General features: G+C 44.7%; 17 protein-coding genes. 12 read left to right on the forward strand and 5 right to left on the reverse strand.

What is annotated here, in order from left to right:
• The first annotated feature begins 339 nt into the window (after nucleotides 1-339).
• Nucleotides 340-1,587 carry an SGNH/GDSL hydrolase family protein gene (locus LMH68_RS15500; protein WP_229648274.1) on the forward strand — a complete coding sequence of 416 codons (1,248 nt, stop codon included), beginning with the start codon at nucleotides 340-342 and terminating at the stop codon, nucleotides 1,585-1,587.
• A gap of 133 nt (nucleotides 1,588-1,720) precedes the next feature.
• Here LMH68_RS15500 and LMH68_RS15505 read toward each other — a convergent pair whose 3' ends face one another.
• Nucleotides 1,721-3,052 (reverse strand): DEAD/DEAH box helicase, encoded by a 1,332-nt coding sequence (locus tag LMH68_RS15505; protein WP_017061883.1) that lies wholly within the window; start codon nucleotides 3,050-3,052, stop codon nucleotides 1,721-1,723.
• Between the two features lie 361 nt (nucleotides 3,053-3,413).
• Here LMH68_RS15505 and LMH68_RS15510 point away from each other — a divergent pair, with 361 nt between their 5' ends.
• The gene (locus LMH68_RS15510) at nucleotides 3,414-3,680 is read left to right on the forward strand and encodes an Lpp/OprI family alanine-zipper lipoprotein (RefSeq protein WP_017064250.1); all 267 of its coding nucleotides are present in this window, start codon (nucleotides 3,414-3,416) and stop codon (nucleotides 3,678-3,680) included.
• Between the two features lie 157 nt (nucleotides 3,681-3,837).
• Here LMH68_RS15510 and LMH68_RS15515 read toward each other — a convergent pair whose 3' ends face one another.
• Nucleotides 3,838-4,812, reverse strand: coding sequence for a L,D-transpeptidase family protein (locus LMH68_RS15515; protein ID WP_229648263.1), 975 nt, complete (start codon nucleotides 4,810-4,812; stop codon nucleotides 3,838-3,840).
• 346 nt (nucleotides 4,813-5,158) lie between these two features.
• Between LMH68_RS15515 and deoD the strand changes: the two genes are divergently transcribed.
• From deoD to LMH68_RS15535, 4 genes are all read left to right on the forward strand, one after another.
• A complete protein-coding gene (deoD, locus tag LMH68_RS15520) occupies nucleotides 5,159-5,869 on the forward strand; it encodes a purine-nucleoside phosphorylase (RefSeq protein WP_017061880.1) in 711 nt (236 codons plus the stop codon).
• Nucleotides 5,870-5,951: 82 nt separating this feature from the next.
• Complete coding sequence (locus tag LMH68_RS15525) at nucleotides 5,952-7,421, forward strand: lactate dehydrogenase (RefSeq protein WP_017064249.1); 1,470 nt, start codon at nucleotides 5,952-5,954, stop codon at nucleotides 7,419-7,421.
• Nucleotides 7,422-7,607: 186 nt separating this feature from the next.
• Nucleotides 7,608-9,077, forward strand: a complete 1,470-nt coding sequence (locus LMH68_RS15530) for a hypothetical protein (RefSeq protein ID WP_065583795.1) — start codon at nucleotides 7,608-7,610, stop codon at nucleotides 9,075-9,077.
• Nucleotides 9,077-10,657, forward strand: a complete 1,581-nt coding sequence (locus tag LMH68_RS15535; protein ID WP_017072413.1) for a GGDEF domain-containing protein — start codon at nucleotides 9,077-9,079, stop codon at nucleotides 10,655-10,657. The genes LMH68_RS15530 and LMH68_RS15535 overlap by 1 nt, the downstream gene beginning before the upstream one ends.
• A 32-nt stretch (nucleotides 10,658-10,689) precedes the next feature.
• On the opposite strand, the gene LMH68_RS15540 is transcribed toward LMH68_RS15535, so the two are convergent.
• Complete coding sequence (locus LMH68_RS15540; protein WP_229648264.1) at nucleotides 10,690-11,592, reverse strand: DMT family transporter; 903 nt, start codon at nucleotides 11,590-11,592, stop codon at nucleotides 10,690-10,692.
• 250 nt (nucleotides 11,593-11,842) lie between these two features.
• On the opposite strand from LMH68_RS15540, the gene LMH68_RS15545 reads away from it, so the two are divergent.
• The 6 genes from LMH68_RS15545 (at nucleotide 11,843) to LMH68_RS15570 (ending at nucleotide 17,444) form a co-directional block, all read left to right on the forward strand.
• Nucleotides 11,843-12,238, forward strand: a complete 396-nt coding sequence (locus LMH68_RS15545) for a DUF3302 domain-containing protein (protein ID WP_229648265.1) — start codon at nucleotides 11,843-11,845, stop codon at nucleotides 12,236-12,238.
• Nucleotides 12,238-13,368: an HlyD family secretion protein gene (locus LMH68_RS15550; RefSeq protein ID WP_229648266.1), complete on the forward strand. Its 1,131-nt coding sequence runs from the start codon at nucleotides 12,238-12,240 to the stop codon at nucleotides 13,366-13,368. Before LMH68_RS15545 ends, LMH68_RS15550 begins: the two co-directional genes overlap by 1 nt.
• A 302-nt stretch (nucleotides 13,369-13,670) precedes the next feature.
• The gene (locus LMH68_RS15555; RefSeq protein ID WP_065583792.1) at nucleotides 13,671-14,219 is read left to right on the forward strand and encodes an ECF-type riboflavin transporter substrate-binding protein; all 549 of its coding nucleotides are present in this window, start codon (nucleotides 13,671-13,673) and stop codon (nucleotides 14,217-14,219) included.
• Between the two features lie 6 nt (nucleotides 14,220-14,225).
• A complete protein-coding gene (locus tag LMH68_RS15560; protein ID WP_017064242.1) occupies nucleotides 14,226-15,920 on the forward strand; it encodes an ABC transporter ATP-binding protein in 1,695 nt (564 codons plus the stop codon).
• Entirely contained in the window at nucleotides 15,917-16,756 is an 840-nt protein-coding gene (locus tag LMH68_RS15565) for an energy-coupling factor transporter transmembrane component T family protein (protein ID WP_017064241.1), read from the forward strand. Before LMH68_RS15560 ends, LMH68_RS15565 begins: the two co-directional genes overlap by 4 nt.
• A 223-nt stretch (nucleotides 16,757-16,979) precedes the next feature.
• Nucleotides 16,980-17,444, forward strand: a complete 465-nt coding sequence (locus LMH68_RS15570; RefSeq protein ID WP_065583791.1) for a hypothetical protein — start codon at nucleotides 16,980-16,982, stop codon at nucleotides 17,442-17,444.
• 98 nt (nucleotides 17,445-17,542) lie between these two features.
• Here the strand turns inward: LMH68_RS15570 and glgB are convergent, their stop codons facing one another.
• Together glgB and malQ are read right to left on the reverse strand one after the other, a co-directional pair.
• Complete coding sequence (gene glgB, locus LMH68_RS15575; protein WP_065583790.1) at nucleotides 17,543-19,723, reverse strand: 1,4-alpha-glucan branching protein GlgB; 2,181 nt, start codon at nucleotides 19,721-19,723, stop codon at nucleotides 17,543-17,545.
• Nucleotides 19,724-19,897: 174 nt separating this feature from the next.
• Nucleotides 19,898-22,078 (reverse strand): 4-alpha-glucanotransferase, encoded by a 2,181-nt coding sequence (gene malQ / locus LMH68_RS15580; RefSeq protein WP_017067441.1) that lies wholly within the window; start codon nucleotides 22,076-22,078, stop codon nucleotides 19,898-19,900.
• Nucleotides 22,079-22,235 lie beyond the last annotated feature (157 nt).

Raw genomic sequence — 22,235 nt, forward strand, 5'->3', positions numbered from 1 at the left:
TAACTAAGGTTGATGAGATTGTTCTTTCAATATCCCGACTCAAATATCAATTCAACATTCTCAATAAACCAAAATTATTCGACAAATAACCGTTTGGAAACAGGTATTTTTCAACCAAAAACTCGTTGATAACTTGAGGCTTATTCCATTAACGACACACCACAACCCTGAATATATTGACGCTAATTATTGATTTTAGATATAGGTCGTACCAGTTATCCACTTATCCACTTATCCACTTATCCACTTATCCACTTATCAAGAAACAAGAAACAAGAAACAAGAAACAAGCAACAGCGTTTCTGTTTGGCTCATCTAAATATAAAAGAGAATACAGTGATGAAAAATACGGCTTTAATACTCACGTTAGCCCTGCCTTTTGGCGCTTATGCCGCTGAAGACTCAATACCAACACCTGAATCGATTACATCTGCACAAGTACTCAGTGCACAAGGCTCAGAGACCTATTCATATGTTAGATGTTGGTATCGAACCGATGCCTCTCATGATTCCCCAGCCACCGACTGGAAGTGGGCAAAGAAAGAGAGTGGTGATTACTACACGATCAACGGATATTGGTGGTCTTCCGTTTCATTCAAAAACATGTTCTACAGCGATGCCCCGCAATCGGAAATTAAACAACGTTGCGAACAGACGCTCGACATCCAACATGACGCCGCTGACATCACCTACTTTGCCGCAGATAATCGCTTCTCTTACAACCACTCAATCTGGACCAACGACAACGCTTTTCAAGCCAGTAGCATCAATCGTATTGTCACCTTTGGTGATAGCCTGTCCGACACTGGTAATCTATTTAATGGCTCACAATGGGTTTTTCCGAACGCAGATTCGTGGTTTTTAGGGCACTTTTCGAATGGTTTAGTCTGGACGGAGTATTTAGCAAAAGCGAAAGATGTCCCTCTGTATAACTGGGCTGTGGGTGGCGCCGCAGGTACCAACCAATACGTGGCATTGACTGGTGTTTATGATCAAGTCACCTCTTATCTGACCTACATGAAAGTCGCCAAAAACTATCGTCCGGAAAACTCACTGTTTACTTTAGAGTTTGGCCTCAATGACTTCATGAATTACAACCGAGAAGTCGCCGATGTAAAGGCTGACTTTAGCAGCGCGCTGATCCGCTTAACAGAATCTGGTGCGAACAATATCCTGCTGTTCACCTTACCCGATGCAACCAAAGCCCCTCAATTCAAATACTCTACCGAACAAGAGATAATAAAAGTTCGTGGCAAGATCTTAGAATTCAACCAGTTCATCAAAGCTCAAGCCGAGTATTACCAAGGTATAGGGAAAAACGTGGTGTTGTTCGATGCAAGTGCGTTGTTCGCCAGCATTACCGATAACCCAGAACAACATGGCTTTCGAAACGCGAGTGATGCTTGTCTTAATATCAATCGAAGCTCAGCCGCGGACTATTTAAGAAGCCACAGCTTAACTAATGATTGTGCGACCTATGGTTCAGACAGTTATGTATTCTGGGGCGTGACGCACCCAACCACCGCCACACACAAATACATTGCCGACCATATCCTAGCTTTTTCATTCTCAACATTTGATTTCTAAAGCCTTTAGAGCAACTCCGTAACCTGAGGCAGCACCTCTTAGGCACAAAAGTCAGATACAAAAAAACCGCCTAATATTGGCGGTTTTTATTTATGTCAGTTTTACTAGCAAACGCTTTAAAACTGGCTGGTGATTACTCGTCGTCCACTTTTGGTGCGACTTTCTTCTTAGGGATAAACACGGTATCACCCACGGCCACATTTTGGTGGAAGCTCTTATCGCGCTTAACTGGTTTCTTCGGCGTTTTCTTCGCTTGAGTGTTGGTCTTCTTCTTAGCAGGACCGCCTTTAGCAAACGCAGGTTTACGTGGCTTAATGCCTTTGAATTTACCTTTTAGGCCTTCAAGTACAGAGAAGGTCAAATCTTGTTGAAGGTAAAGTTCAACACGCTTGAAGCTGTCCCAGTCTTTTGGACCAACCAAAGAAATCGCATCGCCTTTGTTACCCGCACGGCCAGTACGACCTACACGGTGCACGTACTCTTCCGTATGCTTAGGCATATCAAAGTTGATAACGTGGCTCACGTTTGGAATATCAATACCACGTGAAGCAACATCGGTAGTTACCAAGATCTTGTAAACCGCACGCTCGAACTGGCTCATAATAGCATTACGTTGCGTTTGGTTTAGGTTACCACTCAGTGCTACCGCTTTAAGCTTCTTCTCGTTCAACTTATCTGTTAAACGGTCAGTATCAGCGCGTGTTGCTGTGAAGATCATTACCTGACGGTATTCAGCTTCTTCCAGTACACGGTCTAAAATCGCTTCTTTGTGATCTAGGTGATCACATAAGTAGAATTTCTGTGTGATATCTAAGTGTTGCTCGTTAGAAACACCAACAGAGATACGCTTAGGTGCGTCTAGCATTTCATTTGCAATGCCATTTACTTCAGCGTGATCTAACGTTGCAGAGAACATCAACGTTTGACGACGACGGTGTTTAGCTGCATTGGCAATGCGACGAAGTTCTGGAGCGAAACCCAGATCAAGCATACGGTCCGCTTCATCAAGGATTAGCGTTTCAACACCATCTAGGAACAATGAACGATGTTCTAGGTGGTCAGCAAGACGGCCTGGAGTCGCAACGATAAAACGAGGGTACTTACGCAGTGCTTTAACTTGGTCGTTAAAGTTCTCACCACCTAAGATAAGCGCCGCTTCATAAGACAGACCACCAAGCATGCTACGCAGTTCGCCGTAAACTTGCTTCGCTAGCTCACGAGTAGGAGCCAAAATTACACCACGAGGATCTTTAGCAGAAAACGCTTTTGTTTTTAATGCTTTATGTATCATTGGCAACACAAACGCCAATGTTTTTCCTGATCCCGTTTTTGATGAAGCCAATAGATCCTTACCAGCAATAGCAACAGGGATCGCTTTTGATTGGATCTCTGTCGCCTTCTTGAAGTCGTAATGTTTTAAGTTCTTCAGTAAGCGGTTATCTAAGCCTAAATCTTTAAAGTGCAAAGGACTCTCCAGTCATGATGGTATTGAATAAAATTAATTTAACGTGACATGATACCGCGAAAGTACTTTATAAGGATAGAGATCACAGTAAATTTATCCCTTTATCTATCTTTAGCTAGAACAACGTATGCATTGCTAGCAAAGGGATAGCTCTCCAAAAACACCTTCAAGTCGTCTCTAAATCCTTCATCTCATAAATGAGACACAACGTGATACTTAGCTAATTAACTCAAAAATTTAGCAATTTCTTTAGTTATTGTTTTTGCAGTTAAAAAATTAGTCGCTACAATCATTAATGAAGCGACTATATGATAAAGAATGTATAGCGCATCTTTTGATGATAAATAAGCAAGGAGTTCTTATGAATAAGACGTTAATCGCAGCTGCAGCATCAGTTTTCATTTTAGCCGGTTGTTCTTCAGAGCCAGAAGAAGCTGCAGTGTCAGAAATGGATCAACTAACTAACCAAGTCGCTCAACTAACAAGCGAAGTTGAAGCACTTAAGAGTGACAAAGCAGCCGCAGAAATGAAGGCTCAAGAAGCAGAAGCAGCCGCAATGGCAGCGAAAGAAGAAGCGGACCGTGCTAACGACCGTATCGACAACATCGCTGAGTCTTACACTAAGTAGTTTGAGATCTAATCGCGATTAAGCTGTAGATTAAATAAGTCGCAAAAAGCAGTATATAGACAGCACCACTTCTTATCGGATGTGGTGCTTTTTTTGGGTGACACTAATGCGAGTAAACAAGATAAAACCGCCCCTTGTTGCAGAAGAGGCAATCGAATTAAAACTCAATCACAGGTGGTGCTATCTCTACAGGTACGCCGTTTTGAGCAAAGATAACCGCTTTCGCCTTTGAATTTGGCAGTTCTGCGTCTTCAAGCCACCATTTTAGTTCCACAGGGATCTGTAATGATTTCTTTGAACCATCACTTCGAGTTAATGGCTCGTGCGCTTCTACAAACACACTTCTATCAGGCTCTAATGACACCTTAATCGGCTCATTGATAATGGTGACCTGTTCACCACGGTTCACTTGCTCAAACAGCCACTCAATGTCTTTAGGTTCCATTCGGATACAACCAGAGCTAACTCGTAAACCTATCCCGAAATCTTTGTTTGTACCATGGATCAAATAGTCGCCAGCGCCATAAGCAAGCCTCAAAGCGTACTCTCCCAATGGATTTTCCGGCCCGGCAGGAACCACTCTCGGTAATTCAATGCCCTTTTCAAGATACTCGTTGCGGATTGAATTTGGTGGCGTCCATGTTGGATTCGGTCTTTTTTGGCTTATCTTGGTGATCATCTCGGGAGTATCACGCCCCACTCGACCGATGCCGACAGGGAAAACATGCACCTGATTTTTCTCAGGCTCAAAGTAATACAACCTTAACTCAGCAAGATTGATGACAATCCCCTTTCTTGGGGTGTCAGGCAAAATCAAGCGGCTTGGAATGCTTAACACATAGCCTTCCGCGGGAAGAAAAGGATCCACCCCTTTGTTGGCTGCCATTAAAGAGAGAAAACCAATATCGTATTGCTTGGCAATGATGGCCAAGGTTTCGCCCGCCGCCACTTCATGCTGCTGGATTCTGCCCACAATGCGGCTTTCCGCTGGTGGCAATTCAAAGGTTGCAGCAGACACCCACGATGAAGCTATCCCGCTGGCAAGCAAAGTAGTTCTTACAACAAGCGACACCGCCCTGTGAAGTCGTGTTTTCATTGACGGCAAAGGCGTCGAGTTAGCGCAATGCGACATACAAATCCTTGGTTTGTCTTTTATCAAAGTTTAGATTATCTCTGATCAAACGTCTCTACAACGTATTGTTGTCTCGAAACTGATAGACAACAAGTTTATGTGTGGGCCTTTTCCTCTCATTCGCTTGCAATTAACCCATACAAAATCGATTGCCTTTACGCTTTCAACAGATTTAGTTATCAATATTAATAAAACTATAATGGCAGACCTGTTTTGTGACTAAAGTCTCATGGATCCACGTTCTAACTCGCTAATATTGCCTCAACAAAACGAATTCAATTCAACAGAATCGGTAATTGATTAAATCCTGTTCCTATAATTACCGTTTAAACTTTGGAGAACGACCATGGCTACACCTCATATTAATGCTCAAGCTGGTGATTTCGCAGAAACAGTACTTATGCCGGGCGACCCGCTTCGCGCAAAATACATTGCAGAAACATTCCTTGATGACGTGAAGCAAGTTTGTGACGTTCGCAACATGTTTGGCTACACAGGCACTTACAAAGGTAAGAAAGTTTCTGTAATGGGCCACGGTATGGGTATCCCATCATGCTGCATCTACGTACACGAGCTAATCGCTGAGTTCGGCGTGAAAAACGTTATTCGTGTAGGTAGCTGTGGCGCGGTACGTGACGACGTTAAACTAATGGACGTTGTTATCGGCATGGGTGCATCTACTGACTCAAAAGTAAACCGCATTCGTTTCAACAACCACGACTTCGCTGCTATAGCTGATTTCGGTCTTCTAGAAGAAGCAGTAAACCAAGCTCGTGCACAAGAAGTTCCAGTTAAAGTTGGTAACGTATTCTCTGCAGACCTTTTCTACACTCCAGAAGCTGACCTTTTCGAAAAAATGGAAAAGCTAGGCATCCTAGGTGTTGATATGGAAGCGGCTGGTATCTACGGCGTTGCTGCAGACCTTGGTGCTAAAGCACTAACTATCCTAACAGTATCTGACCACATCATCCGTGGTGAAAAACTAAGTTCTGAAGAGCGTCAAAAGTCTTTCAACGACATGATGAAAGTTGCTCTAGAGACAGCAATCAACATCTAACGATTTGATAAAAGATACATTGAAAAGCGTTACCCCGCAGCCAGGCTCGCTTGGCTGCTCAAATAATCCCGAGGGGGAGATCGTGTCTAACGACAAGCTGCCAAAAGATGCGGATGGTTTGCAACTCAACTTTTGTAAAACATTGGCGTGTGACAACTTTGGCTTGAGCGATGCAAAACGGTATGTTTTGCAACACGCGAACCCTAAGCGTCCAGCGATGGTTTGTCGTGAATGTGGAGCTTTCCCCCCCTTACTTAACAATCGTGAAGTGTTAAGCGAACTTCATCGCTTAAGACAACTTCACAGCGACGGGCTCCCTGCTTGTCGTAATGATGATTGCGATAACTTCGGCTTATCGGTTCATACCCATAAACATCTTTATCATGCCTTCGGCTACAGTGGCGACAGGCAGCGTTATCGATGCAAAGACTGCCAAACAACCTTCGTTGATAAATGGTCTGGATCCAATAAAAAACTCCAATTTCAAGAGAACCTCATGGGCTTACTGTTCATGGGCTATTCCGTACGTGAAATCTGCCGAAAATTAGAGATCAACCCAAAGACTTTCTATGATCATGTTGACCATATCGCGAGCCGTTGTCGTCGTAAATTAGCGATGATCGATGCACGATGGGTTAACCATGCGAAAGATTACGAGTTCGCATCTCACTACCAGCGTCTGCAACCACAAAGTAACAACGGTGTGGTGTGGATAGCGACGGGCGAGGCGCATTCTGGCTATATACTTTGCCAACACGTTAACTACTCTCAAAATGAAGAACCATCAGGAAACGTCGACCATAACCCTTATGATGATGTGGCACGATTTGTATCCAAAGAGCACTCTTCAGAAGCAAATCTCGAACTGCCTCAGCCCTCTGACAAACTAAAAGAGCGCATTGAACAGCAGTACCAAGTGATTCTTGCGAGAGGTAACGTTGAGGACCCTATGGGTAACCTCACCACATTTAGTTACCCTTCAAAAGGCGCTCTCATTCGACCGCCTTATACCTCTTATGCTCACTTCTTACATGTGTTGGATATGTGTAACGAAGACAAGCATGTCGCCATCTATATGCCACAAGATCCATTACTAAGATCTGCCGCTTTAAGTGTATGTTTGCCGCGCATTCAGAGTCAAAATATTGACCTCATGTATGTCGAAGAAGATTCAGGCTGGCAAGACGACCAAAGTTTTGAAAAGATCGACATCGTTCACATGAGTTGGTGGCGAGATCGCTGGGCTATTGCCAATCAGGGTGATAACCAGAAAGGTATCTGCTACCTAACCGGTAACAATCCAGAACCAAAACAGTGGTTTAACACAGCCTCAATTCAACAAACTAAGTTCTATCAACAGCGCTTTCAGTTGTTATTTGATAGCTTTATTAATGAGCCCAGACGTAAGCTTCGTCCTGGGGGCATTCTTCCATTGCTCGACATATTTAGAGCTTGGCACAATCTGTGCTACCAAGATAAGCAAGGGCTCACGGCAGCACAACGCTTAGGCGTAGCGGAGCTGCCATTAACTCTAAAGCAACTACTTTCATAGCAACAAAGCCTCTAGGTAATTATTCGGGAACTCATTGATTTTAAAGCGACAACATGAGGTAACACCCATAATTAGAAAAGATCGATGTTCCTTTGACGCTCTACGAAAGATAATTGGTGCTTATCTCAAATTACACTCTTATAATGATTGTGTTATCAATATGTTCGATAATCATGGATGTAAGTCTTGGACAAAAATCAGTACCTTCTTGAAACAGAATTAGAAAAACTCAAAACTCGAGTCGACTCTGAGCCATCGGTGATCCTAGAGATTGCCCAACAGTGCCTAGTCCGATCAGAGCAAGTTCTGTTTGAAGAGGGTGCCATCCAGTCATTAATGTTAATGGCAAGATGTAGCTGGAACCTGATGGATTACCAAAAAGGTTTAAAATACATCAAGGAAGCCTACAAGCGCCAAAGCCGATTAGATACCGATCTTTTTCTGCCCGAAATCCTCCATTTACACGCGCTCCAGTTCTGGGGACAAGCCAAGTACTATTCCGCCCAACAGTTCTGGATCAATGCTTTAGAGCAGTCCGCGTTGGTTGATGAAGTCGAAATTCAAATTGAATGCCTCATTGGCCTTGGCAATATTTGGCGGATGACCCACGAATATAAACTTGCACGTTCTACCCACCAGCTTGCCGTTAAAGTTGCTAACAACAGCCGCATTGGTTGGTTAGAGGGTAAAGCCAGAATACTGCTTGCGTGGGATTACTACCTGCTCAACAACTATGTTGAAATGCTGTCGGTATTGGACGGTGCAGAAGAAGCATTAAAAGACCATAAAGATAACACTTGGCATGCAGAGGTATGGGACTTTCGAGGCCTTGCCCTACTTGGTCTTGAACGCTTAGATGACGCGGAGCGCGCCACGGCCAAAGCGCACAATCTGGCAGTTAAACACAACCTAGTTTGGATGAAGGCGCACTCATACATCAGCCGAGCTAGATTGGAGCTCCTGAGAAAAAGACCAGAACAAGCGGCGGAATTACTGAGGCTCGCAGAACAATCCGCAAACGAGTTCGATAATGGCGAGTTGCTGAGCCAAATCTGTTACCAACAATCCTTGGTGGCGGAAGAAAACCAAGACTTCCAAGCCGCGCTCGTCGCCTTTAAAAAGTACCGTCAATATTCTATCGGCATGCTCAAAGAGCAAACGACACGTGTCGGTTTGGACAAAGCACGCAGTTCAAAACGCCAACTTGAACAGAGAGCACGAAAACTGATTAATCGTATTCGCGGTCAGCACGAGTACGATCCTGAAAAGCACCTCTCTTACGTTGTCTCTGAAACCTTTTGGTGGGAAAAGTTGGTGCTGTTCAAGACAGAGCTTAAACGTTCAAACCACAGCATCATTATGTTCCATCATGTCGATACTGATTACTTAGATGTCTGTACCGAGATTGCTCATGCTTTATGTAACCAGAATGACTTCATCGCAAGGCTAAGTTCTGAACGTGTGGCCCTTATGCTTTCCGAAAAAGGCGAAGCCGCAGAGCAAACCTTCCAAACTCTCAGCACCATGCTTGATATCTATCCATGGCATAGAAAAGGACTAAAGGGTTCGAAACCGACCGTCAGCCTCAATGATATTTTGACGTTCCCGTTCACGCTTGAACAATTAGAAGAAGACGATGCTGAGGTAATAGAATAATGGAAACTCTATTAAGCAAGATCACAGACGCCGGTTTAGACCCTTCATCAGTATCAGGTGAAGAAGCGATCATCTTCTGGAACCACATTCGTCAGCACGTTTCGACAACGCAAACAGAGCAAGCGCACTGCTATATCATTAGCTCTGAATACCGTGCCGAGTTACAACAAAATCAAACCAGTATCGAAGAGTTGAGACGAGCACTCGATCTGCTCCACCTTCCTGCCGATATCGAAGATATTCTGACAGTCAAAACCAGTTTAAGTGACCGCTTAGTTGAAACTGGTGATTACACCTCAGCACTCAATGAATTCGTCAGTTCATCGACTATCGCGGTTGAACACGGTCATATCGATGAGTATGTATTAGCTATTTTAGGCATGGGCAACCTGTGTGATTCCTATGGCGATCACAACAGAGCACTTCGTTACTACCAAAAAATCAGCAGCATAGACCATGCGATAAGCAGTCGCTCACTTCGCCTCAAATTCAAGCTGCATATGGTAGCAAGCCTACTTCTACTCAATCGCATTACAGCAGCCAGCGATTTACTGAATGAGTGCGAAGAACTGAGTATTTTGGTCAGTGACAAGTTGCTCACAGCTCAAATACTGCTTTACCAAGCAAAGGTGCTGCGCGCTAAGAAAAAACACCATGAAGCGCTACGCTGTCTGTCTAAGGTTCAATACCCAGCCAACAGCACTCAAGCAAGCTGGCTTGCAACCATGACTCGTCTAGAGCTCGCACATTGCCTAAGTGCAACCGGCAAGCAAGACTACGCGAGCATGATTTTGTCGAGCACAGACAAACGCGTGAAAGCCTACTCGTCGCCAGTACTTGCAAAACGATTCTACGATTCGCTGAGTGATGTGTGTATGAATCAAGGGCGTTTTCAAGAAGCGCTAAGCTATGAGAAAAAAGGCTACCGAATTGAAACCGATCTGATGAAGCAGATCCCGATCAGTGAACTCGGTGCAAGCCAGCTACGCCGCCTGTCCCGTTTTGAATTACAACTCAAACTCATTCTCTCTGAACAAGAGAACAAAGAGTTGAAAGAGACGACTGAACAACACAAGAATGCGGTGGCTCAGCTTCAACAAGACGTATTCACCGATCCATTGACAGGGTTACACAACCGTCGCTGGTTAGATGTGAAATTGAAAGACATGCTGCTGCACGATACCTCTTTCGCCCTGATGGTTATTGATATTGACCACTTCAAGTCTATCAATGATGAACTGAGTCACTTAGTGGGTGATAAAGCGATTGTTAGTGTGTCTCAAGAGCTGCGTTCATACTTTAAGTTTAGAGGCGCATCGTGTGTCAGGTTTGGTGGAGAAGAGTTCCTCGTCATTCTAGAGAACACTGATCTCCCTAAAGCAGAAATGCACTCTGAAAATTATCGAGAGCGCATCTTCCAATTCGGTTGGCATGAGATACTTGGGGAGCGCGGTTTGACCGTGAGTATCGGTATCACTTTACATCGTGACGGAGAGAATACTCAACGTACCTTCTACCGTGCCGATAAAGCGCTATACCGAGCTAAAGCCAACGGCCGTAATCAAGTGTGTACAGAGTAATGGCATGTCACTCTGTAGCTAAGGCCAACAGCTTATTGAAAAAAGAACAGAGAAATACCAGCAAGGGCGGCAAGCGTCCCGATGATACTTTGTTTTGACACTTTCTCCCCTTTCAGCGCATAGATCACCAGAATAAAGACCGGGCTGGTCGCTATCAACGTTTGTGCAATCGCAGGGTTAGCATTTTTCAACGCCACTTGTTGAAGCCATAAAGCGAGAAACGTTCCGACAAAGATTGCCCCTAATAACCACAGTTTATCGAACCTAGTCATTTCCCATAGGTCTCTTTTTATCGATGAATACGGCTTCTTTTCAACAAAAGGGATAATCAGCATCACAGCAAACACGCCAATCGTCAGGCGAATCAGCGCACCTAACAATGGTGGAATATCACCCGCCACTAGCGCGTAGTGAGAGATAACCACACCAGATGCCTGACAGACACTCGCCACAAGCCCATAACCAATGCCACCCCACTGCTCTTGGTCATTCGATTTACCGCTCACCGATTTTGATGGCTGGAAGACAACGAAGGTCACCGCTAGTGTTGTAATCACGACACCGAGCCAACTTTGTACTGTCAATACAGCGCCAAGGAACATGAGTGCCAGCACACCAGAAAGAGGTGGTGCTAAAGATTCCAGTAACAGCGTCTTATCGGCACCGATTCTTTTCAACGCCGCAAAATAGGCGCTGTCTCCAATCGCAATACCAATCACACCTGAAATTGCCAATATCAGAAAATGGTTGGTACTCAATTCAAATTCAGGCATCGGTATTAACGGCATGACCAACAGCATCATGCCAGAGGCTACTACACCCTTAACAATGTTCAATTGCATCGCAGAGAAGCGATGTCCAAATTGCCCATAGATCCATGTCGCACATGCCCACACAATTGCAGCGCCAATGGCCGCCAATTCACCTATATACATCCGTATTTATCCCTTGTGGTTATGCACGTCATTTAGAATCGTAGCTGTCATCATTTCAGCTGAAATACCAACCAGAAAGCCGAAATAGCCTCTTCAAACGCGATGAAATTTTATAAGATTCATCAATGCTTTTATTCGCATTAGAAGCGACAACACATTATTTTCAACTCGGTAAATCATTTTTATAACAATTACTTGGATGATAGCGTAGTATATTTATAACTAATATCTAACATTACAAGGATCTGTTATGTTTTTAGACTACTTTGCGCTCGGCTTACTTATTTTCGTAGCATTAGTAATCTTTTACGGCATCATCGTTATTCACGATATTCCCTATGAAATTGCGAAAGAACGCAATCACCCTCATCAAGATGCTATTCACGTCTCAGGCTGGGTTAGCCTATTCACTTTACATACTATTTGGCCATTTCTTTGGATTTGGGCAACATTATGGCGCAAAGATCGTGGTTGGGGCTTCGCTAAATTAGAAGAAGAACAACACGATATTCATCATCGCGTCGATATTCTCATCGATCAAGTGAGTACCCTTCAGGAAGAAATCGCCCAGCTCAAGCAAGCTGGTGCTGGGCAAAACAGTTCAGAGAAAGAGACCAACAACGTTCAAGATCAGGAGGCTAAGTAATGGATTTACTGCTGATAATGACCTACGCGGCACTTTGTATCACCATCTTCAAAGTATTTAATATCCCGCTCAATAAATGGACCGTGCCTACCGCCGTTCTTGGTGGTGTCGTCATCATAGGTACTTTGATCCTACTGATGAACTACAACCACCCTTTCACGCAAATTGGTAATCAAGTTTACTCAACAACGCCAGTCGTTTCAGGCGTTAGGGGTAAAGTTATCAAAGTGCCAGTAGAGGCAAACAAACCTCTGAAGGAAGGGGATATTCTTTTCAAAATCGACCCAGTTCCATTCGAAGCTGAAGTTGCAAGATTAGAAGCTAAAGTAAAGGAAGCAAGCCAAGGTGCGCTTGGAATGGAATCTGAAGTGGCTGAAGCTGAGGCTGCAAAAATCAAAGCCATCGCAGAGAGAGATAAAGCCCAACGTGAATTCTCTCGTTACAAGCGCGGTTATGACAGCGGAGCCTTCACTGAGCAACAATTAGATACTCGCAGACAAGCTTACAAGGCATCAGAAGCCGCCGTGAAAGTGGCAGATGCTAATCTAGAACAGGCAAAAATCGCCTTAGACTCTGAAATTGGTGGCGAGAATACAGCCGTTTTAAGCTTACTGGCTGAATTGCGTAAAGCTCAGTTTGATTTAGAGCAAACCGTGGTTCGAGCTCCCACTGACGGATACGTTACGCAGCTAGCATTGCGCCCAGGCGTTATGGCAGTGCCGCTTCCTTTAGCTCCGGTAATGACGTTTGTTCACACAGAAGAACAATTCTATACCGCTGCGTTCAGACAAAACTCCTTACAACGCCTGCAACCGGGTTACGAAGCTGAGTTCTTGTTTAGAGCATTGCCAGGGAAGATATTCAAAGGACGTATTGATGAAGTGATTCCAGCTATTGGTGAGAGCCAATTCCAAGCTAGAGGCGCGCTTCTAGGTACTGATGCGTTGCGTACCAGTGGTCGTGTGTTTGTTAAATTGAGCATCACTGATGATCTGTCTGACTACCATTTACCTATGGGTACCGCGGTTGAAGTTGCCGTTTATTCTGACAGCTTCACTCACGTGTCTATCATGCGTAAGGTCCTTATTCGCATGAAGAGTTGGCAAAACTATCTATACCTAGACCACTAAACGGGCGTAGATATGTGACGAACCCGCTTAACACATTGTTAAGACGAATGAAAAAGCCAGACCCGCTCTGGCTTTTTTGTTGCTTGATTAACCGTAAAATTGCGCTTTTTACACGATATTTAGGTGTTCAGATGGAATTTTAGACATCTAGACACTTACCTTCCCTTATGGAAGGGTTCTACTGTATAATGCGCGCCTTATTTTTTATATTTGCCCAAAAAACGTTCTCATTGAGACGCATATTAATAATGGCGAATATTCGTTCTTTATTAAGCTTTATCTTTCAGTATTCGAGGTTATCTATGAACTTTTCAGCTAAAACAGTGGTCGTTATTGCCATTGGCGCGGCACTGTACGGCATTGGTGGTTTACCTATGTTTGGTGTCCCAGTGTTTGCGAACACGACATTGAAACCAGCGATGGCAGTTCTAGCACTGTTTTCTGTTTTGTTCGGCCCAATTGTTGGCTTCTTAGTTGGCTTTATCGGTCACTGGGTTACGGATCTATTCGCAGGCTGGGGCGTGTGGTTAACTTGGGTTTTAGGCTCAGGTATCGTAGGTATGGTTATCGGCTTATTCCCAATGATGACTAAGAACCGCCTTCAACAAGGTGAACTGCCTATGAAGGACTTCGCGCTGTTTGTGGTACTTGCCCTTGCCGGTAATGTGGTTGGTTACGGCTGCTCTGCATTCCTAGATACCATCCTTTATGCAGAACCGTTTACTAAAGTCTTCACTCAGCTGTCTATCATCGCAGCGGGTAACACCGTTCTGATCGCTGTTGTGGGCTTACTGATCCTAAAATCAGTCGCTAAACGCAACAAACAAAGCCGCAACCTGACTGAGGCATAAGCGATAATGACTATAGCATTTTCGAACTTCTCTTTTAGATATGAGTCGCTGGATAAACCGACGCTAAAAAATATCAATCTAAGGATAGAGAAAGGAGAGAAAATCGTCATTATTGGACCAAGTGGTAGTGGTAAATCTACCCTAGGTCAATGCCTTAACGGTCTGATTCCTCATGCTATCAAAGGTGAGGTGACTGGCTCTCTAGAGATCAACGGTAAGAACATTTCTGATTTTTCTATGCACGACTATACCGAGCAGGTTGGCACAGTATTACAAGATACTGATAGCCAATTTGTCGGTTTGAGTATTGGCGAAGACATCGCATTCGCACTGGAAAATCAGTTAGTGTCGAACATTGATATGTACCCTCTGGTTAAGTCGACAGCAAAAATGGTCGACTTAGCAGATATGCTTGATCGCTCGCCACATGATTTATCCGGCGGCCAGAAACAACGCGTGTCATTAGCGGGCATCTTAGTTGATGACGTTGACATCCTGTTGTTTGATGAACCTTTGGCTAGCCTTGACCCGAAAACGGGTAAAGCGACTATCGAAATCATCGACCAACTTCATAAAGAAACCAACAAGACTATAGTCATCATCGAGCATCGCCTTGAAGATGTACTACATCGCGATATCGATCGAGTGATCTTGATGGAGCGCGGTGAAATTGTCGCGGACATGACACCCGATGAAATCTTAGCTTCTGAACTGCTTGAAACACACGGTATTCGTGAACCACTTTATTTATCTGCTCTGAAGGCAGCGAAAGCACCTTTGACCAGTGAAGATAAGCTATCAAACCTCAAAGCTCTCGATTACAAAAGATTCCGCCCTGCGGTTCAGGCTTGGTTTGCAGAGCGCCCGACTCCAGTTGCCGAGAAGCAGTACCAACCTTTGCTTGAGGTCCACGGCCTGACTTACTCTTACGATGGTGAAAAGAACGCTCTCGAAGATGTCAGCTTTAAGATTGGTAAGGGTGAGTTCGTTTCAATCTTAGGCAAAAACGGTTCAGGCAAATCTACCATCACTAAACTCATCATGGGTGTGATCGATGCCGATTCAGGCTCTTCCTATCTAAATGGTGAAGACCTATCTGAGCTTTCTATCTTTGAAAGAAGCCAGAAAGTCGGTGTCGTGATGCAGAACCCAAATCATATGATCTCTCATCATATGATTTTTGATGAAGTTGCATTCGGTCTGCGTAATCGTGGGGTTGCAGAGCAGGAAATCAAAGAGAAGGTGGAAAACGTTCTTGAGCTGTGTGGCTTGAGCAAGTTCCGCCACTGGCCAATCGAAGCGCTAAGCTACGGTCAGAAAAAACGCGTAACGATCGCTTCGATCTTAGTATTGGAGCCAGAGCTTCTGATCTTGGATGAACCAACAGCGGGTCAAGATTACCGCAACTACACCTCAATGCTGGCGTTTATCCAAAAGCTTAACCGCGAGTTAGGTATCACCGTCGTGATCATTTCACACGACATGCACCTTGTTCTAGAGTACACCACACGCTCAATTGTCATTGCTGACAGCAAGCTGATTGCCAATGCCGCGATGACGGAAGTATTCAGTCAGCCATCGCTGTTAGAACGCGCAAATCTTTGTACCACCAGCATTTATGAACTCGCGACTATGATGAAAATCGACGACACCAACGCATTCATGCAGTACTTCATCGACTACGAGAGAAGCGCTCAATGAACGTATCAAAAGTAAAATTCGGCATCAATTACATTGATACAAAATCACCGCTTCATGCACTTAACGGCATCACCAAATTTGCGCTCTTCTTAGCTTGGGTAACCGTGGTCTTAACTACGTTCGACCTAAGATTGATTGCACTGCTTATTGTGACTGGTTTATACCTGCTAAAGCTGACCAATGTGCCTGTACGCGTATATAAGCCTCTGTTATTGGGTACGGCAAGTGTATTGAGCCTAAATGCTTTGTTCATGTATCTGCTGGCTCCACAGCAAGGTACTGAGCTCATCGGCAGCAAAACCTTATTGCTGACATTGCCGGGTAACTACTCGTTGAGCCAAGAGACTCTGTTTTACTTGGTTACTGTGACGCTCAAATACATGAGCATGTTCCCGATAGCGTTGATTTTTGTCTTCACAACGCATCCGACTGAGTTTGCAGCTAGCCTCAACCGTATCGGTGTTCCTTACAAGATCGCCTATGCGGTCAGCTTAACACTGCGTTACTTGCCAGAAGTTAAGAAAGACTTCATCAATATCATGCATGCTCAACAGGCTCGTGGTGTAGAGCTCTCAAAGAAAGCGCCTCTAATTACTCGAATCAAAAATGTGGCTAAGGTTCTAGGCCCGCTCATTTTCTCTAGCTTGGACCGAGCAGACGAGATCTCTAACGCAATGACGTTACGAGGTTTTGGCCGACACAAAGCTCGCACTTGGTATAGCTATGCACCTTTGAAACGTATCGACTTTGTTTGTTTAGGTGTCATCGCTTTTATCGTGGTGTTAGCCATTGCGAAACGCATTCTAGAGCCGCAGTTATTTTGGTATCCGTTCTAGTCATCTGAATTAGCATTGATAAACAAAGACTTTAAATAACACACCGCTCAATAGGGCGGTGTTTTTGTTTATGCCAAAATCTAATTGATAATTGAACCAATGACACAATACTGACTATATTTAACGATAAATTGACCAGTTATTTACCCTTGGAGTTTGAGATTTAATTCATAGGCTCTTAATATACTCGTTTACAGAATGTTACAATCAGTAGAGATTTGTAATGGCTCGAATTACTCAAGTACAAAAACTAGAAAATCAAAAAAACTACGATGAGATCGTACTAAACCTTTTTCTGGCTGAAGGACATGAAGCACTAACTTATGCAAGGATTGCTCAAGAGATTGGCATTAGTTTAACGACGCTTCAGGGCTATTATCCGTCGACCCGCGCTATTCGTTCAGTACTTCACGAACACATGCTATCGATCGTTATAGACGGTCTAGACTTTTCATCGGAAGCGCTTTTTATCCAATCTTGGCAAGCCGCTCTAGATAATGAGCAGTTTCGATACGTGATTAAATTGATGTTTTTCCATGCTTCGCAAATAAAGAACCCTGAGCAATTTAACCTCAGCTCGAACGGCGAATTTCGTGAAAAGATGTTGGACAGTTTAGGCAACGACTCAGTTCGAATCCTTGAAATGGTAGTCGGACGCTCAATGTTCTATCTCACCAACTTCAAGTAACGCTAACCAGCTTACTGAAATAGAAAAAGGGAACCCTAGGGTTCCCTTTTTTAGACTTTCAGAAAAGTGAGCAGCGATGACCTGCTCAACTTATAGACCTAATTTAGCTTGTAAAAAACGGTCGATAACGGCGGCAAACGCAGCTCAATCGATGTGTCTAGCCCTTCGCTCTCTACAGATTCAATCTCAGCAGTCTGCTTCACTTCAAAACCGCTGCCTGCATAGTCGACAGAGTCTGTATTCAACAACAATGCGTATTCACCTTTTGCAGGAACACCTAAGCGGAAATGCTCGTGAGGCACTGGCGTAAAGTTAGACACTATCAATACTCGCTCACCAGATTCACTGATGCGCTCGTGCGCAAGAATGCTCGCTTCAGCAGAGTCCTGTAGACGCCATTCAAAGCCTTTCGGATCAAAATCAAGATCGTGCATTGCAGCTTCAGAGCGGTACAGATTGTTCAGGTCTTTCGTTAAACGCTGAACACCTTGATGACGCTCGTAATCCAGCAAAAACCATTGCAGCTGGTCGTCATGGTTCCATTCAGCCGTCTGACCAAATTCTGCACCCATGAAGTTCAGCTTCTTACCTGGTTGCGCATACATGTAACCCATATAAGCACGTAGGTTTGCCGTTTGCTGCCATTCATCACCAGGCATCTTGTTGTGGATAGAACCTTTACCGTAAACCACCTCATCGTGAGACAGAGACAATACATAATTCTCACTGTGTGCGTAAACCAGTGGGAAGGTAATCGTATCGTGGTGATATTTACGGTTGATTGGGTCTTCTTGAATGTAAGACAAGCTGTCGTGCATCCAACCCATGTTCCACTTAAAGCCAAAGCCTAAGCCGCCCATAAAAGTCGGTGCTGAAACACCAGGGAAAGCCGTTGATTCTTCAGCAATCGTCATCGCATTCGGAAAGTGTTTATACACTTCTTCGTTCATCCACTTAAGGGTTGCGATAGCGTCGTAGTTTTCGTTGCCGCCATCCGCATTCGGGATCCATTGGTCATGGCTACGCGAATAGTCGAGGTACAACATCGAAGCAACCGCATCAACACGGATGCCATCAATGTGGAATTGCTCGAACCAGTACAGTGCATTAGAAACTAAGAAACGACGAACATGCTCTTTGCCTAAATCGTAAATGTACGAGTTCCAATCTTGATGCCAACCACGACGTGGATCTGGATCATGGAATAATGGCGTACCATCGAAGTTTGCTAGGCCGTGATCATCACTTGGGAAGTGAGCAGGAACCCAGTCCAGAACAACGCCAAGACCCGCTTGGTGACATTGATCGACGAAGTATTTGAAATCATCTGGAGAGCCAAAACGGCTAGTCGGTGCAAATAGACCTACAGGCTGATAGCCCCAAGAACCGTAGAATGGATGTTCTGAAACTGGCATTAGTTCAACGTGCGTGTAGCCAAGATCCGTTAGATATGGGATCAGCTCTGCCGCAAGCTCGCGATAATTTAAGAATTCACCTTCAGCGTTACGCTTCCAAGAACCTGCATGCAATTCATAGAACGAAAGCGCTTCTTTGCGCTTTTGCGTTACCGGGCGATTTTGCCATTGAGTATCTTGCCACTGGTAACGAGCGTGATCGTAAGTTACAGATGAGAACGATGGGTATTGCTCAGAGTAGAAACCCCATGGGTCAGATTTGTGTGGTAAGCCTTCGCCATTTGGTCCTTTTAATTCAAACTTGTATTGAGCGCCTTCTTCCAGTTCAGGAATGAATAAGCCCCACATACCGTAATCTAGGCGTTGCATTGGGTGGCGGCGACCATCCCAAGCGTTGAAGTTACCCACCAAGCTTACCGCAGTTGCATGCGGTGCGTACACCAAGAAACGCGTACCTGAAATCGTCTGTCCATCACGCTCTAGCGTAATAAACTGAGCCCCCATGTGATGATACATATCTTTCGGTGTATGAAGATCTTCATAACTCGCGTACAGATCGTGGTACTGGTAAGGATCATCGATGATCTGTTCTACGCCAGCCCAATCAACCGCAAGCTTATAGTGAGTAAAACGTAAGTCTCTCTCTTGCTTAAGAATGAAACCACTTTCACCCTCTCGCGCTAACTCAATACGAGGTTCCTTTCCAACAATCAACTCGACTTTATCTGCCCCAGGAATCCACACACGTAATGCACCTTGCTCAGAAGGTAGGTATGGCCCTAAAAACGCGAATGGGTCTGTGAAACAAGCCTGTGATAGTTGGGTATATATTTGTTTTTGCTTTGAAATCGAACTTAGTTCCAAAACGTTTCTCCCTAACCAAACATCCAAAAAACATAATACAAAAATGCCCGCTATTAGTGCGGGCAATATAACGACGGTTTATTCTACCAGATGAGCATTCATTATTGAGTGACCGAGGTTGTAGTTTCGTACGGCGTAAGCAAAAAACCACCTAATTTCAAGTCACTCACGTCATTACTTACCGGCTTTTTCTCGAACGTCAGTCAGCTTAGAAGCGATACGATTAACGCCTTCGTGAGCAAATATTTCGTCCAAGTTCATTGATAGTTTACGACGCCAGTTAGGGTATTCATCAACCGTGCCAGGAATGTTTACTGGCTTGTCCATCTCTAGCCAATCTTCTAGCTGAACGCTCAGTAGTGTTGAACCACCAGCCGCTACGTGCAGTTGAAGTGCCTCAGCAAGGTAAGAGTCCATCGGTACTTGGCTCGCATCGCGGCCCACACCTTCTGGTAGGAAACCATGCCATGCTACTGAATCTAAGATACCTTGCTTGCACTCTAGGCGGTCATCGAACAAGGTTTCTAATTGTTCTGCATCTGGGTATAAGCCAATCTCTTGGCCCATTTTCAGGTCATCACAGTGCCAGAAGCCACGAAGCGTTGGCATATCGTGAGTACACAGTGCCGCCATCGATTGTGATGCGTAGTGTTTTGGTGAGATGAAACCACCGTCATCTTCTGATGTTTCGAAGAAGAACACTTTGTAAGAGTGCACGCCAGCATCTGCAAGGATGTCGACAATCTCATCCGGTACCGTTCCTAAATCTTCACCGATAACGCTACATTGGTAACGGTGAGATTCAAGCGCCAGAATAGACAGCATATCTTGTACTGGGTAGTAGATGTACGCGCCCTTAGTTGCGTTCTCACCCTTTGGAATCCACCACAAGCGCAGTAGACCTAAAACGTGGTCGATACGCAGTGCACCACAGTGCTTCATGTTCGCACGAAGTAGCTTGATGTAAGCGTCGTAGCTTGTTTCTTGAAGCACTTCTGGGTTTAACGGAGGTAGACCCCAGTTCTGACCCAAAGGACCAAGAATATCAGGTGGAGCACCAATGCTCGCATCCATCACTAGGTTGCCTTCGTCAGCCCAAGTCTCGCTGCCTGAATCTGCAACACCTACCGCTAAGTCACGGTACAGGCCAACAGCCATGCCCTTCTCTTCTGCAAGAGACTGTGCATCGTTGATCTGGCAATCTGCTAGCCATTGCAGGTACATGTACAGATGAACGTTTTCTAAGTTCTCTTTGATGTATTTCTGTGTCGCTGGGCTGTCGAATGTACGGTACTTCTCAGGGAATACCGGCCATCCCCACATGCCAGAATCTTCTGCATGCAGTTCACCATGTAGAGCATCAAACGCCGCTTGATGCATCAGGCTATCGCCACCCTCTTCTACGAAGGCTAAGAACGCTTGTGCACGGTCGCTGTTTTTGTCTAGATGACGAGTCTTAAATTCTGCGAATAGCAGAGGCAAGATGCTCATCTTAAGCTCAGACACTTCGGTGTAGTTTACCCAGTGTGCTTCACGCGCTTTTTGTAGACGCTGTTGGAACTCTGCGCTGCCGACTGTTTGTTGTGCTTCTGCACTTAGTGCAAATTCAGGAACTGAACTCACATCAATGTATAAGATGTTCAACCAGCGACGAGAAGATGGGCTATATGGGCTCGCACCTTCAGGGTTCGCAGGGAACAATGAGTGAATTGGGTTTAGACCAACGAAGTCACCACCACGAGAAGCGATATCCGCAACAAGCTGTTTTAGGTCTCCGAAATCACCAATACCCCAGTTATGCTGAGTTCTTAGGGTATAAAGTTGAACACTGGGTCCCCAAAGCTTTTTGCCTTGCTCGATTGGTGACTGCTTGAAACACGCTTTTGGCGTAATAATCAGTGTCATCTCGTAAGGCTTCTTACGGCGCTTACGGCTCACAATGAGCTTGTGATAACCCCATGCCAAATCACTTGGCAATGCAAACACTAAAGGGCCACCCTCGGCACGCTCGTCACGAATGACTTGAGATTGAAGATAGCCTTCAAGTACCTCTCCTTGCTCGGTTTCTAAGCGCCAGCTGAACTCACTTTCACGAGCACTTACACCTAGATTAAGCGCCACTTCTACTGGCTCACCGTCACGCAAGACAAGAACTGGGTCTAGTACATCTTTTTTGTGTTTTCTTTCTGCTGACTTAAGCAGTGCATCATCGCTGCTTGTATCGTAGCCCAACGAAGCCAATAGAGACGTGATCGTCTCGTCTGATACTTGTGCTTCATCGCCCCACGCACTAACGTAACTGTCGGCAATGTTTGCCATTTCTGCGACTTGTTTTAATACGGTCTGTTCTTTCATCGCTCTCTCCGAAAACGTTCTGACGCTTTCTATTTTGTAGGGTTGTTAATTTAATTTTTACTAATCAATTAGCTTGTGACAATCGGTTTGTAAGCAGCTTGTTTATAAACGAAACCTTTAAGCCTTTCGTTTGCTCACAAGCTAATTGAGCCAAGGC

The sequence above is a fragment of the Vibrio sp. F13 genome (genome assembly GCF_020806305.2).
GTDB lineage: Bacteria > Pseudomonadota > Gammaproteobacteria > Enterobacterales > Vibrionaceae > Vibrio > Vibrio crassostreae_C.